Here is a 14,299-nt window from a genome sequence, read left to right on the forward strand (position 1 = left end):
AAAATAAATGGAGAATTTTACAAATGAAATAATTGATACGACACAGCTTCCTAAATTTGAGGAGGTGCAGTTCTCTGTTTTACATGCTGATTATTGGAAAGTAACCTTGCTTAATGTATTTTTATTTTTTTTACTAGCGGGAGCAGGCTTGGGCGTATTGCTGTTTCTTAATCGAGGATTATTGGTTTTTGCGGTTGGGATTTCAGCAGCTTATTTTATATTCCTTTTTCTTGTTTTGTTACTTTCGAGAATTAGTTTTAAGAAAAAAGGATTTGCATTCAGGACTCATGATGTTCTTTTCAGACATGGAATTATAGCGACAAATACAATCGTAATTCCTTATAACAGAATTCAACATGTGGCTTTACATGAAGGGTTAGTTTCGAGGTATTTTGGATTAGCAAAAATTGAAGTTTTTACCGCGGGTGGTAGTTCTAGTGATTTAGAAGTTCCAGGAATAGCAATAGATCAAGCAGAAAATATTAAACAATTGTTGATGGGGAAAATACAAAAACAATTATAATGGAGGAGCAGTTCAACCAGCCTCAAAGGCAGTCTTCTATTGGAGTTTTGATACTTTTTTTTGATACCGTACAAAAGTGGGGCCGTGGTTTATGGCCTGTTTTGCTGGTTTATGCTGTTAAGTTTGATGAATTAAATAAGGGCTACGTTTTTTTAGGTATTGGAGTTTTTTTAATAGTAACAGCGATAGTAGCCTATTTAAAATACTTGAACTTTACCTTTTACCTGCAGGATGAAAACGAAGAGTTTATTATTAATGAAGGAATTTTTAATAAAACAAAAACGATTATTCAACTGGACAAAATCCAGCAAGTAGATATAAATCAGTCTTTAATCCAGCGTTTTATAGGTGTTTATGAGTTGAATGTGGATACGGCAGGAAGTGCTAAGAAAGAAGGAAGGATTAAAGCAATTTCACACCCGTTAGCGTTAGCTTTAAAAGCTAGATTGTTAGATAACGAGAAGAAAACTTCGATTTTATCAGATGAGCAAACGATTGTTCAAGAGAGAAGTGTCGAGAAAGAGTCGATTGTTAAGATTAGTTTTTTGAGCTTGTTAAAAGTGGGAATTACTTCTAATTATGTGAAAACTTTGGGATTGATATTGGCTTTTTTCACAACTTTATATGAACAAAGTAAAAGCTTTATAGCGGACTCAGATTTTGACAAAGAGCAGTTTGATGCCTACGTAGAACAGCGTTCAGTAGTTAGTTCGATTGTATTTTTTTTCATCTTAATGTTTGCTTTGGTTTTGATAATCAATTTAGCTCGGGTTGTCTATAAGTATTTTGATTATAAGGTGGCTAAACAAAACAGTTCATTGTTACTTTCTTTTGGATTGTTAAGTACTAAGAATACCATTGTGAAGCCAGAAAAAGTGCAAATTGTAACTATTACCAGGAATTATTTTCAAAAGAAAATGAATATTTTGGAAATTAAAATTAGGCAAGCAACGAGCAGTGATAAAGAGAATAGTAAAACTGTAATTGAAATTCCGGGTTGCAATGAAACTGAAAAGGAGGCTATTTTTAAACTGTTATTTCAAAAAATACCTGTAAAAGGAATTGTTTTAAAACCGAATTACCGCAAGCTTGTTTTTTCCACCTTTCTGTCAATGCTGCTGCCTGTAGTTGCTTTTTTTGCTTTTGCAAAATATATTCAGCCATTGTTTTTTGATTATACCTATGCGGTAGTACTGTATTTGTTGTTTGTAGGGCTAATTGTTTATTTTGGTTTTCAGAATAATAGGCTTTATATTAACGATGACTTTATAATTAAGCAAAGCGGTGCTTGGGATATTGATAATAGAATAATTGAACCCAGTAAAATCCAGGCCATTACTACTTCGCAGTTGTTTTGGCACAAGAAGGCTAATATTGGGTCGATAATAATACATACAGCGGGAGGAAACCTTACGTTTCAATTAGGAGACTTTAGTACCATAAAACATTATGTGAACCTATGGCTGTACAAGGTCGAAACGTCTAATGATAATTGGATGTAAGCTATTAAAAAAGCTTGAAAAAGAATGAATTACAAAAATATAGTAAAATAAAATAAAATGAGACATTGGATTGAAGCAGCAAGAATAAGAACATTACCCTTATCCGTTTCTGGTATAATTGTGGGAAGTATGTATGCCTTGGCAAACCCAACGGATAATATACTTACTCCAACAGAAGTATTTAACTGGAGAATATTTGGTTTTGCCATTTTAACGACGCTTGGATTGCAGATTTTATCAAATTTTGCCAATGATTATGGTGACGGAATCAAAGGCACAGATAATGAAGATCGAGTTGGGCCTAAACGTGCGATTCAAAGTGGCGTGATTACTCCGCAAGCAATGAAAGTAGCAATTATAATTACTTCCTTGCTTACGTTGCTTTCAGCTATATTGTTGATCTATTTCGCGTTTACTGATACAAACCTTTTCTATTCGCTGTTCTATTTGGTATTAGGTATATTGGCTATTTTATCGGCAATCCGATACACAATTGGGTCAAAGGCTTATGGATATCGTGGACTTGGTGATGTATTTGTATTTGTGTTTTTTGGATTGGTGAGTACCTTGGGAGTGAATTTTTTGTATTCAAAACAAATAGATATCGAACTCTTTTTGCCGGCGATGGCAATAGGCTTTTTGAGTGTTGGTGTTTTGAACTTGAATAATATGCGTGATGAAGAGTCAGATAGAAAGGTAGGAAAGAATACGTTGGTTGTTAAAATGGGCGGTAAAAAAGCAAAACTATATCATTACTTTTTAGTCACTTTTGCTATGTCTTTGGTGTTGATTTTTGCCTTGATTAATAGTTTTAAGTTTGATCAGTATTTATTTTTATTGGCTTACATCCCTTTAACTAAACATTTAAGTAACGTTTATAAAAACAAAGATCCTAAGGCATTAGATCCTGAATTAAAAAAATTAGCATTGAGTACATTTGCACTTTCAGTACTGCTGGCTTTGTGTATGATTTTTTTCTTTTCTGATTTAATTGTCAATAATTCTTAAACATAAAATATATGAAAATTACATTTTACGGACACGCATGTGTCGGAATCAAAGTAGGTGGGAAGCACATTTTAGTAGATCCATTTATTTCGGCTAATCCGTTAGCTGAACATATTGATATCAATACGCTAAAAGCAGATTATATTTTATTAACCCACGCTCACGGCGATCATATCCTGGATGTTGAAGCAATTGCAAAGCGCACGAATGCGGTCATCGTTTCAAATGCTGAGATTGCAAGTTATTATGCCGCCAAAGAATTTCAGGCGCATCCTATGAACCACGGCGGAAGTTGGGATTTTGATTTCGGGAAAGTGAAATATGTAAATGCTGTTCATTCGAGTTCATTTCCTGATGGGGCAAACGGTGGTAATCCAGGAGGATTTGTTATCGAGGGTGAACACAAGAACATCTATATCGCTGGAGATACTGCTCTTACTATGGACATGAAGCTGATTCCAATGCGCACCAAGCTAGATTTGGCAATTCTTCCTATAGGAGACAATTTTACTATGGATGTTGAGGATGCTATTCTCGCTTCTGACTTTGTACAATGTGATAAAGTACTTGGGTATCACTATGACACCTTTGGTTATATCGAAATTGATCATAAAGAAGCCATTCAGAAGTTCTTCGACAAAGGAAAAGATTTAATGTTGCTAAAAATAGGAGAGAGTATCGAATTATAAAATAATTTAGGAGCTATTTCCAGCTGTATGTTACAATCTTATGTGCCGAACCCCGGCACATAAGGATTTTTACTTCCATCTGGGCTAGTTTCGTACAGTTAATACAAAACATACCAGTGAATAGAATAGTTTTTCTGCTATTGATTAGCATTTTTTATCAGTCGGGATTTGCTCAACAAGATGGTTATTGGGACAAAGATAGAGCTACTACTAAGGAAATTATCGTTTCTGCAAGAGATAGGATTGTCATTAAAACCGACGACTTTCCTATAGGAACCACGGAGTTAATTTATAGAATTACCCTTTTGGATGACAATCAAAAAATGGCTGGAAGTTTAGTTTCGCTTTTAAAAGCAATTCCGGATCCTACGGGAATTAGTCAAGGCTCTGCGGGTGCTGTTTTTTTGCTTTCGCGTATTTCAGGAGATGACAAAAGCAAGTATGCTATTTTTTCATCAAATGAACTGGCATTAGCGTATCAAAAAAGCGGTAAAATGGATGAGGCTTGTTTAGCGCAAGAGACACCGTTAAGCAAAGATGCAAAGCGACTTTCAATAGATAAGTCATCTTGTTTGAAAAATACGACCGGGAATCTTTGGTTTGGTTTTGAGAGCTCTAACTGGATTATGAAACAAAAAATCATTCTTGAAGTAGTTCCTTGGGTGGATACTAAATTAAGTAGAGGATGGACTTTAGAAAATAGAAAATTCATAATCAACCAATGTAAAACTTCGGCATTAGCTAGAAAACTGGCTAACTCTGACGATTTTTGCATTTGTATAGAAGAGAAAATTCAAAAAAAGTATAAGTTTCAGGAATTCCAGAATTTGCTTGCTATAGAGCAGGCTAAAGTGTATAAGGATAATGGAGAAAACTGTATTAATGAAACGGGCGTTTCTAAGGGCGTATATAATGATTTGCGTAGCCAGGCGTTAAATTTTACTAAGAAAGGGGATTATGGTAATGCAATTGCGCAATACACTAGGATAATCAATGATGGAAAGGCAACTGCATTAGATTATAGTAACATTGGCTTTGCTTATATTGCAACTAAACAATATGGGAAGGCGATTAAATTCCTAAAAGAAGGGGAGAAGCTGGATGATACAGAGTTGTTAGTGAAACTTAATTTGGCGCATGCGTATCTACTGAATGATGAGTTTAGAAATGCAAAATCAATTTACAAGGAATACCAATCCCAAAATGTAAACGACAGTCTAAGTTGGATTCAAAAAATTAAACAAGATTTTTCTCTTTTTAAAAAGGCAGGGATTCAAAGTGATGATTTTGAGAGAGTTTTAAAATTGTTAGCAAATTAGAAAACATGAAAAAAGTAATTGGTTATATGCGATTAGTAGGTTTGATTTTTCTCTTTGTAGGGATAATATTAAATCTCCAAATGTATATTTATGAGGAAATGCCAACTTATTTATTTCTTGCGTTGTGTGTGTTTGGAATTTTATTAATTGGGTTATCTTATTTAATAAAACCAAAATCATAATTTAATTGATCAATTAGACAGCAGTCTAGAAGAATTCAAAAAACGTAGTCAGCCTTACCGAAATGGTAGGGATGTTTGTAGTTAAAACAAAATATGAAAGCAACTTACCACAAATACATGCTGGACTTTAAACGTCCTTCTGGAACCTCAAGAGGCGTTATGACCGAAAAGGAAACCTGGTTTTTGGTACTTGAAAAAGACGGAAAAACAGGAGTAGGCGAGTGTGGGATTTTAAGAGGATTAAGCGTTGATGATCGTCCGGATTATGAAGCAAAGTTGAGATGGACTTGCGATAATATTCACATAGGAAAAGACCAGCTTTGGGAAGCGTTAATGGAGTTTCCTTCGATACAGTTTGGAGTCGAAATGGCTTTTCAATCATTGCAAAGTGAAAGTCCTTTTTTATTGTTTCCTTCGGATTTTACTGAGGGTGTAAAATCAATCCAAATCAATGGTCTCGTTTGGATGGGTGAAGCGGCTTTTATGAAGCAGCAAATAGAAGAAAAATTAGCGCAGGGATTTACTTGTGTAAAACTTAAGATTGGAGCGATAGATTTTAATAAGGAACTAGATTTATTGCGTTATATTAGGCAGTATTTCACTCCAGAACAAGTTGAAATTAGAGTAGATGCTAATGGTGCTTTTGGTTTAAATGAAGCTTTAGATAAAATATCACAACTATCTGAATTTAAATTACATAGTATTGAGCAGCCGATACAAAAAAACAATACTGACAGGATGGCAGAGCTGTGTAAGAGTACTCCATTACCTATTGCTTTAGATGAAGAGCTGATTGGTGTATTTACAGTAGAGGAAAAAGAGCTATTATTACTAAAAACGAGGCCTCAATACATCATTTTAAAACCTAGTTTTATAGGTGGTTTTCGAGGCACAAAAGAATGGATTTCATTGGCTGAGAAGCACCAGGTTGGTTGGTGGATTACGTCTGCATTGGAGAGTAATGTAGGTTTAAATGCAATAGCTCAGTGGACTTTTTTACAAGATAATTTGATGCCTCAAGGCCTCGGGACAGGTGCTCTTTATACTAATAATTTTGACTGTCCTTTAGATGTATCTGATGGACATCTTTGGTATAGGGAAGCAAACGATTGGCAGTTTAATATTGATGAATTATCAATTTTGTAAAAGGAATTTTAGCAGTTAAATATTAAAAAAACCGATTTTTACAGGAGTGTAAAAATCGGTTTTTTTATAAAAAATAGCCACTGCTTAATTAGTATAAAGTGACTTATAATTTGGCATAAACAGCAATGTTAATCGAGGGTGTAAGGGGTGTATTGTCATTTCCGAAAGCACCAAAAGCAGAAATATTAGCTCCATATTTGTTCTGCGAAAACTCATAATTATATTTTAATCCTACTGCGTTATACGTTTGACGGTCTAAATAAGAAGGCCATTTTGAGACGTTATTAGCGAATGCACTTTCTTTTATGACAGGATTTTTAGTGTCTAGAGCTAGTATAAGGTGTTCTTTTGGATTAATGTTATAGCCAATTTCGGCAGCAAATTTCAAATAATCGGAGTAGTTATTGGTCATATATCCATAGCCAATGTTTCCAAAATAATACCATTTCCCAGTGCTAGTTCCGGCACTTAAATAAGGAAGATAAGTGTTGGCGTTAAAATCAGTGCTTAAGCCAGTAAATAGATCATTTTTAGAAGTGTTTGCTTGGTATTGTAATCCGGTGCTAATTTTCCATTTTTCATCATAGATTTTGTATTTCAGTCCAAGTGTTAGATTACCTAATCCAGAAAGGTTTTCAGAAGTGTTATTTGCAACAGTTTCGAAACTAGCGAATTTTATTGGAACAATAAGTAAAGCTTCTAGTTTGTCAGTAATACCGTACTCACTGTATAGTTGTGTGGTTATATCAGTATAATCAGCTGCTAGGGTAGTATTTATTCCATCTATTTGTGCTTTATTGTAAAAGAGCCCTGAAACTCCTAGCTGAATATATGCTCTTCCTTTTTCTTTTGTCCATGGACTTTGCCCATGCGTTAATTGAGCTGAAACAGCCACTAATAAAATTACAATATACTTTCTCATAAATAGTTTTCTATTCAGACGGGAAATTTAGTTTTCCTGACAAATAGTAGGAGAAAAATCTTTTATACTATAATCGATTTTAAAACGAAATAAAAAGAATGAGTTCTATATAATTAGTGATGGATTTACTTTGTATAGGATCTTATTTTTATTCCTTGCACTAAAATCGGGATTGAAACGAATAATTTAGTAGTACTAGCTCGAATGTCTTTATTACTTTCGGGATCAGTTGCAAGGACTCGACATCATAGATTTTATGCTAAATTTTAATTGAGCTCTATACTTGTCTAATGGACAAATTTGGTACAAAAAAAGCTTAGATTGGAACTTCAGGTTAACTGAGATTATGAAACATTGGTAGTTTGTGATTTGTTTCTTGATTTGATTATTTGTTTGTTGATGTGGTCAATTAATTGCTTTTTATCAATTGGCTTTGAAATGTATCCGTTACCACCAACTTCAATTGCTTTTTCGGCTTCGTCCGTAAATACGAAGGCGCTTTGTGTAATTATAATTACGTCTTCGTTAAACTCTCTTATTTTTTTGATGGCTTCATATCCATTCATAACTGGCATTTGAATGTCCATTAATACGATGTCAATATCTGGATTGTTTTTGCATAAGGTTACCGCTTCAAATCCATTTCTAGCTATCAATAAGTTTTCTCCGAATATTTTTAAAATTTTTGAAATAAACTTTAGCGAGATACTGTCATCTTCTGCGACAAGTATTTTTAATTTTTGAGTTTCATAAGGAACTAAGGACAGCGGAGTTTTGACTTCTTTTTCAATTTCATTTGGTTTGATAAATGGAATTTTAAAATAAAACACTGCCCCGTTATCTATATTGTTTTCTGCCCAGATTTTACCGCCTAAAAGATCGGTATAAGATTTGGAAATATACAAACCTAGTCCAGCGCCATCATAATTCCTGTGTAAAGAATCATCCACTTGTCTGAATCGTTCAAAAATGATATCTATTTTATTAGAATCAATACCTATTCCAGAATCCTTTACATAAAAGGTAATAGAATTATCCTTTTTAAAACATCCAATCTCAATTAGTCCTTGATCGGTGAATTTTAATGCATTGGTAAGTAAATGCGACAATATAGCATAGACTTTTTCTTTATCTGTGCGTATTAAGTTATCAGCTTCGCTTAATGCATTATGTATTTGAAGCGCAATATTTTTTTGCTTAGCTTCTTCCTTAAAGGTGGTATAAATACATTCGATTTGCTCTTTAATTGAAGTCTCTTTATAAGATAGATTCATTTGTCCTGATTCTATTTTTGAGACGCTAACGATGTCATCTATGATATTAAGCATTCTGTCCCCGCTCTTTTCGATCACGCGAATATATTCCCGTTGTTCCTTCCCGGTTAACTTTGGTTCCTTTAGAAGAGCTGTAAAGCCCAAAATACCATTCATTGGGGTGCGGATTTCATGACTCATGTTTGCTAGAAATGAAGATTTTAAACGATCTCCTTCTTCAGCGGTTTCTTTTGCATAAATTAATTCAGTATTAATCTTTTGAATTTGAATAATACTTCTATGTAATTCTCTATTTCGAATCTCTAGTTTCGTATTCAGGTCTAGTAATTTTTTTTCAGCTAATTTTCGCTCTGTGATATCCTGAAAAAAAACAACTATACCTTCTTTACTGGGTATTACACGATTTTCAAACCAGCGATCCCATGGTACATAATAATCTTCAAAAACGACTTCTTTTTTGGATTTCATCGCTTTATAATACACTTTATGGTATGGCGTATCTACGGCGTTAGGAAATATAACCCATGCATTTTTACCAATGAGGTCTTCTGGTCGTTTTCCAAACATTAGAGCAGCTTTCTGGTTTACAAAAGTATATTTCCAATCATTGTCTATTGCAACAAATGCATCGGACATGTTTTCTAAAGATACAGTGAGCTTTTCATTTATTTGATTGATTTGATTTTCATTAATTTGATTCTTGTCGTTTATTGTATCAAAGCGTTCTTTTAATGAATTGTAATCTTGTTGTAGTTTATAAAAATCGTTGGCTATTTTAGTGGTATTTAAATTCGTATAATCCATCGCTAATAAATTCAAGTTAGGAATACATATATGTACGCCATACAAATTTTAAAAATTTATAGGTATAGTATTGAGTAGATTAGGGTATGATAAATATAAGGAATAAAACCTAATGAATTTAAAAGTTTTGTTTTTTTTGTAATTAATTTTCAATATCGTTTGGCAGAAATAAACCACGAATGGTTTACTGCATTCTTTTTGCGAATTTCCCTATTGTCATTCCTTGGACTAAAATTGAAAAACAAACAATAACATACGTAATGGTAACCCAAATATCCTTACTGAATTCAGGAGCGATGGATAAGGCAAGTGCTATAGAGATTCCACCTCTAAGACCACCCCAAGTTAAGATAAGAATAGTTTTTTGAGTAATTTTTTCTTTTAAACGAACGGCGATTGAAGGGATATAGATTGAAATATACCTTGTGATCAAAGTAATTAATAAAAGGATTACAGCTGCAAAAAGTATTTTTTCATTAGTTTGTATTATCAATAATTCGAGACCTATTAAAACAAATAATACGGCATTTAAAATCTCGTCAACAAGTTCCCAAAATTTATCAATATACTCAGCAGTTACGTCTGACATTCCTAATTTTTTACCTTGATTTCCTGTGATTAATCCTGCAGCAACCATAGCAAGAGGTCCAGAAACATGTATGAAATGAGCGAAAGTGTAACCTCCCATAACAATGGCTAGTGTGATTAAAACCTCTACTTGGTAATTGTCAATGCTGGCAATTAATTTATAGCCTATATAACCAATTCCAAGTCCTAAAAGCAAGCCTCCGATAGCTTCTTGTCCAAATAATAGTAAGATGCTGCTTATTTCTAAATTTGCTCCCGGTTGTGCTAATTTTAAAATCGTAATAAAAACGACAACGGCTACACCATCATTGAACAAAGATTCTCCTGCAATTTTAGTCTCTAATGATTTAGAAACACCAGCACTTTTTAAGATGCTTAAAACCGCAATAGGATCAGTAGGGGAGATCAGAGCACCAAATAACATGGCATGAATCAACTTCACATTGATTCCCATAAAAGTCAGTAAATAGTAGCTCGCAAAGCCTATTATGAAAGTACTAATTAAAACACTAAAGGTTGAGAAAAGTAAAATACTGAGTTTTTCATTATTCAAATCTTTGAATTTAATATGAATTGCTCCTGCAAATAGCATGAAACTTAACATTCCTTCTAGCAATAATTCGCTAAAATTAATATTGTCCATTTTTATCGCGATACTCTCTTTAAACGCGGGAAAGTAATACCCGAGAATTAGTATTATGAAAGAAAAAATTAAAGAAACCAACATTAGTCCGATAGCATTTGGTAACTTTAAAATTCTAAAATTGATATAAGCGAAGCCTGCTGACAATACTATAAGTATTGAAAAAAGATGAAATAGATCCATTTTTATTTTTTGATATTAACATTAAAGTCTGGAGCCTGAACTAATTGGAATGTCGCAGAAGCCATTTTTACGGCTCCGTTTGTTTTTTCAATTTCAGTTAAGATTTTTGTAAACAATTCTGATTTTGTAAATCTTCTTCTTTTATAACCTACTACATAACGAAGGGTATATTCAGCCCAGTTATCATTAGCAATTAAGGAAATCATTGGTTCGGTCTGTGCGTCTTCTAAACGGTATTTGTTTTGTAAGGAAGTCCATTTTTGTTTGGACCTCACAGTTAAGTCTCCCGCTACGTCAACTCCCGCTTTTAGAATAATTTCTTTGGCTTTTTCATAATCGCTGCCATACTGAATTGGAATTTTTATTTCATCCCACAAAAAAGGAAAATCACCTGAATAGTTAAATACCGGCTCCTTAAAAACATAACTGTTAGCAATTAAAACAATTCGTCCATTATAAAGATCACCGTCAACCCATTGTCCCGTTTCCATTATCGTAGTTCTTAGTACTCCAATGTCCATGACGTCGCCTTTAATTCCGCCAAGCTGAACGCGATCGCCTGTATTATAAAAACCGCCAAACATAATAGCTAACCAACCAGCAAATGAAGCGATTACTTCTTGTAGCGCAAAAGCAATACCCGCTCCTGCAACCCCTAAGGCTACGGTTAAGTTTCCGAGTTTATCGCTGAAGATGACCGTTAAAAGAATTATTGTTAAAAAATAACCAATGAAAGTACTGAATTTCTTAGCCTTATAGCGATTGTTATTGTCTTTAATTTTCGAAAAAAGGTTCTTTTGAATTGCTTTTATTAACATCCAAATTACTGCGATGCCAATAAAAAAGCTTACAATTTTACCAACTGTAGGATTGTAGAGATATTCTTGGATTTGCTCTTCCATTTGTTATTTATTAATGTGAACAACGCGTTGGGGGAAAGGGATGGTAATGTTATTATTTTTAAACAATTCAAATATCTTTATTCTCAATTCGCTCTTGATGTTTTCAACTCGAAACAATTCCTCCGACCAAAAAATTATTGAAAAATTTAATGATGAATCACCAAAGTCGGTGAAACGAATAAATGGACTTGGCTGTTTTAAAACGCTATTTTGATTATCCACAGCTTGTTTTAATATTTGCATTACCTGCTTAACATCGGACGAATAGTCAACGCCCACTGTTACTTCAAATCGCGATGCAAGATCATTATGAGTCCAGTTGATTAATTGATTTTTAGTTAAATCAGAATTAGGTAAAATAATATACTTATCGTCTCTGGTTAGAACCGTCGTTGTTCGTAAATTAATTTCTTGCACAGTACAAACCATTCCGTTTAACTCAATAACATCATTGACTTTTACAGAGGAATCAAGGAGTAGTAAAATTCCAGAAATAAAATCACTAAAAAGATTCTGAAGCCCTAAACCAATTCCGACTAAAAGAGCTGCTGATCCAGCTACAAGCACTGATAAATTAAAACCGAATAATTGTAATCCGGCAATAATTGATAATAGAATAATCAAATATCGAACTAACCTATAAATAGAATATTTTTTGGCTACATCAATTTTTTCGACTTTATAAATCGCTTTTCTGATAAGTTTTAATACCAATAGGACTACGATTACAAAAACAATCAGCTTTATTATACTAATAACCTTAATGCTAAAACCACCGTCTTGAAAAAGAGTATAGTCAATTATTTCCTTCATGTATTTTATGTTTTTACAGTCTATTAATCTCAGGAATTCATACTAGAGCAGACTAAAGTTACATAATTAATCGAACACCGCCTAATTCAGCAACTCTATATGAGAAGCGATCTCCAGGGGAGCCAATAAACATAAAGTTTTTTGGAATGTTCCATTTATTAGACAAAGTGTCAATTATTTCTGGACCAAAAACGCCCTCTAACTCAATGAATTCGATATCGATTTCCGGATATGCTCTATCTAATACTTTCAAATCAGAGATTAACAATTCATTATTGTCGTGATCTTTGTTGATGTTTACGATTTTTAATTTCTTTGTCGTTTCATTGTTTTGAACATATTGCATTACTTTATTAATGATTGCTACATCGTCCCCTTTAGTAAAAAATACAAATTCTTGTGACTCAATTTTTAGGTTCATTTTTAACAAATAGCGGTTAGTAAAGATGACCATTTTACGTAAAGGTTTGTAAAAATATTCTAAAGCATCTATTAAAAGCTTGATTAATAGTGAGCGGTTAAGCATAATGGCGACAAAACCAAACGCTGGAACTAAATATTGTAAAAAGGTATAAAATGAATCGATATTCAATTGTATATTTCCAATAAAGGCGGCAATGATTAATGCAACTGCAATTACAACTGAAATACCACGAGCTTTTTCTGGTCTTGGTAATTTTTTTCTTTTGAATTTCAATAGTAGATTTCCGATTCCAAACAATCCCATTACTGCCAAAAAGGAAAAAGTATATACTCCAGCAAGTGCAATGATATCCCCTTTTGTTACTAATAATACCGAGATACAAAGGATTAAGAAGCTAATGATAATTCGGTAATTTGATCCTCTATTATTTTGTTTTAAAAAGTAATTTGGTAAAATCCTATCTAATGTCATACGGTTCAACAATCCCGAAACCCCTACAAATGAGGTCAAAACAGCACCACATAATACTAGAACTGCATCAATGGAAATTAAATATGCCAACCATGAACCTCCAGTAGTAGCTCCTAAATGTGCTAAAAGTGACTCTTGGTGTTCACCTACTTGTGCCAAAGGAATGATGCAAATAAGCAATAAAGCTATTACAGGGTTGAAAAAACTAACAATTGCCCACATATTACGAAGCGTTTTTGGAAAAACGCCTTGTTCTTGTTCTTCAACAAAATTCGCTGAACTTTCAAAACCAGAAATTCCTAACATCGCTGCAGAAAAACCTAAAAACAAAGCGTTGACAATGGTGCCGGAAGTAATTGGAAGGCTCCAGTTCAGGTTGAAAACTTCCAATCCGTTCATAAAAATGAACCAAACTGAAGCTATAACTAACAAGCTTAGAGTCGTTAAGTGGGTGATGAAAATCACTACTGCGACAATTGCAGATTCTCCTATTCCTATAATGGCTAGTCCTGTAAAAATCAATAATATTATAACCGTGGCTATTGTAATGTTAATTCCGGGTGCTATATTATGTAGGTAATGCATACCTTCTGAGGCAGAAATTACAGCAGTGGCCATATAAGACAATACGGTTAATGTCGCTGCTACAGAAGCAAGTCTTTTTGAAGACGTATTTAAAAGTACGTTGTATGCACCTCCATTTAAAGGTAAAGCTCCAACGACTTCACCGTATATTTTTCTGAATAAAAATAGAACAACAGCTACAAATAATAATGAAATCCACGCATACTGTCCAGCATACATAATGGTAAGGGCTGAAACATAAAGACATGAAGAGCTAATGTCATTTCCGCAAATAGCCGTCGCCTGTAACTCATTTAATTTTGGATGTAATACCTTTTTCAT

At 33.6% G+C, this 14,299-nt stretch carries 12 protein-coding genes; 6 read left to right on the plus strand and 6 right to left on the minus strand.

What is annotated here, in order from left to right; all coding sequences use genetic code 11:
* The first annotated feature begins 7 nt into the window (after window positions 1-7).
* From AAC069_RS11940 to AAC069_RS11965, 6 genes are all read left to right on the plus strand, one after another.
* A complete protein-coding gene (locus AAC069_RS11940; RefSeq protein WP_339920700.1) occupies window positions 8-523 on the plus strand; it encodes a PH domain-containing protein in 516 nt (171 codons plus the stop codon).
* Window positions 523-2,025: a PH domain-containing protein gene (locus AAC069_RS11945; protein WP_339920701.1), complete on the plus strand. Its 1,503-nt coding sequence runs from the start codon at window positions 523-525 to the stop codon at window positions 2,023-2,025. The genes AAC069_RS11940 and AAC069_RS11945 overlap by 1 nt, the downstream gene beginning before the upstream one ends.
* A gap of 57 nt (window positions 2,026-2,082) precedes the next feature.
* Entirely contained in the window at window positions 2,083-3,033 is a 951-nt protein-coding gene (gene menA / locus AAC069_RS11950) for a 1,4-dihydroxy-2-naphthoate octaprenyltransferase (RefSeq protein WP_339920702.1), read from the plus strand.
* 11 nt (window positions 3,034-3,044) lie between these two features.
* Window positions 3,045-3,722 (plus strand): metal-dependent hydrolase, encoded by a 678-nt coding sequence (locus tag AAC069_RS11955; protein ID WP_339920703.1) that lies wholly within the window; start codon window positions 3,045-3,047, stop codon window positions 3,720-3,722.
* A 116-nt stretch (window positions 3,723-3,838) separates the two neighbouring features.
* Window positions 3,839-5,041: a hypothetical protein gene (locus AAC069_RS11960; protein ID WP_339920704.1), complete on the plus strand. Its 1,203-nt coding sequence runs from the start codon at window positions 3,839-3,841 to the stop codon at window positions 5,039-5,041.
* 275 nt (window positions 5,042-5,316) lie between these two features.
* Window positions 5,317-6,369, plus strand: coding sequence for an o-succinylbenzoate synthase (locus AAC069_RS11965; RefSeq protein ID WP_339920705.1), 1,053 nt, complete (start codon window positions 5,317-5,319; stop codon window positions 6,367-6,369).
* 103 nt (window positions 6,370-6,472) lie between these two features.
* Here AAC069_RS11965 and AAC069_RS11970 read toward each other — a convergent pair whose 3' ends face one another.
* The 6 genes from AAC069_RS11970 to AAC069_RS11995 form a co-directional block, all read right to left on the minus strand.
* Complete coding sequence (locus AAC069_RS11970; RefSeq protein ID WP_339920706.1) at window positions 6,473-7,291, minus strand: hypothetical protein; 819 nt, start codon at window positions 7,289-7,291, stop codon at window positions 6,473-6,475.
* A 344-nt stretch (window positions 7,292-7,635) separates the two neighbouring features.
* Window positions 7,636-9,369, minus strand: a complete 1,734-nt coding sequence (locus tag AAC069_RS11975; RefSeq protein ID WP_339920707.1) for a response regulator — start codon at window positions 9,367-9,369, stop codon at window positions 7,636-7,638.
* 184 nt (window positions 9,370-9,553) lie between these two features.
* On the minus strand, window positions 9,554-10,783 hold the full coding sequence (locus AAC069_RS11980; protein WP_339920708.1) for a sodium:proton antiporter: 1,230 nt from the start codon (window positions 10,781-10,783) through the stop codon (window positions 9,554-9,556).
* A gap of 2 nt (window positions 10,784-10,785) precedes the next feature.
* Window positions 10,786-11,685 (minus strand): mechanosensitive ion channel family protein, encoded by a 900-nt coding sequence (locus AAC069_RS11985; RefSeq protein WP_091086148.1) that lies wholly within the window; start codon window positions 11,683-11,685, stop codon window positions 10,786-10,788.
* A gap of 3 nt (window positions 11,686-11,688) precedes the next feature.
* Window positions 11,689-12,498, minus strand: a complete 810-nt coding sequence (locus tag AAC069_RS11990) for a mechanosensitive ion channel domain-containing protein (protein WP_339920710.1) — start codon at window positions 12,496-12,498, stop codon at window positions 11,689-11,691.
* Window positions 12,499-12,556: 58 nt separating this feature from the next.
* Complete coding sequence (locus tag AAC069_RS11995; RefSeq protein ID WP_339920711.1) at window positions 12,557-14,299, minus strand: APC family permease; 1,743 nt, start codon at window positions 14,297-14,299, stop codon at window positions 12,557-12,559.

This window comes from uncultured Flavobacterium sp. (genome assembly GCF_963974175.1).
In the GTDB taxonomy this organism is placed as follows: Bacteria; Bacteroidota; Bacteroidia; order Flavobacteriales; family Flavobacteriaceae; genus Flavobacterium.

Excerpts from the sequence above, each read along its gene's own strand:
- AAC069_RS11940 (WP_339920700.1), top strand. The coding sequence starts at position 8 with ATGGAGAATTTTACAAATGAAATAATTGATACGACACAGCTTCCTAAA.
- AAC069_RS11945 (WP_339920701.1), top strand. The coding sequence starts at position 523 with ATGGAGGAGCAGTTCAACCAGCCTCAAAGGCAGTCTTCTATTGGAGTT.
- menA (WP_339920702.1), top strand. The coding sequence starts at position 2,083 with ATGAGACATTGGATTGAAGCAGCAAGAATAAGAACATTACCCTTATCC.
- AAC069_RS11955 (WP_339920703.1), top strand. The coding sequence starts at position 3,045 with ATGAAAATTACATTTTACGGACACGCATGTGTCGGAATCAAAGTAGGT.
- AAC069_RS11965 (WP_339920705.1), top strand. The coding sequence starts at position 5,317 with ATGAAAGCAACTTACCACAAATACATGCTGGACTTTAAACGTCCTTCT.
- AAC069_RS11970 (WP_339920706.1), bottom strand. The coding sequence starts at position 7,291 with ATGAGAAAGTATATTGTAATTTTATTAGTGGCTGTTTCAGCTCAATTA.
- AAC069_RS11975 (WP_339920707.1), bottom strand. The coding sequence starts at position 9,369 with ATGGATTATACGAATTTAAATACCACTAAAATAGCCAACGATTTTTAT.
- AAC069_RS11980 (WP_339920708.1), bottom strand. The coding sequence starts at position 10,783 with ATGGATCTATTTCATCTTTTTTCAATACTTATAGTATTGTCAGCAGGC.
- AAC069_RS11985 (WP_091086148.1), bottom strand. The coding sequence starts at position 11,685 with ATGGAAGAGCAAATCCAAGAATATCTCTACAATCCTACAGTTGGTAAA.
- AAC069_RS11990 (WP_339920710.1), bottom strand. The coding sequence starts at position 12,498 with ATGAAGGAAATAATTGACTATACTCTTTTTCAAGACGGTGGTTTTAGC.
- AAC069_RS11995 (WP_339920711.1), bottom strand. The coding sequence starts at position 14,299 with ATGAAAAAGGTATTACATCCAAAATTAAATGAGTTACAGGCGACGGCT.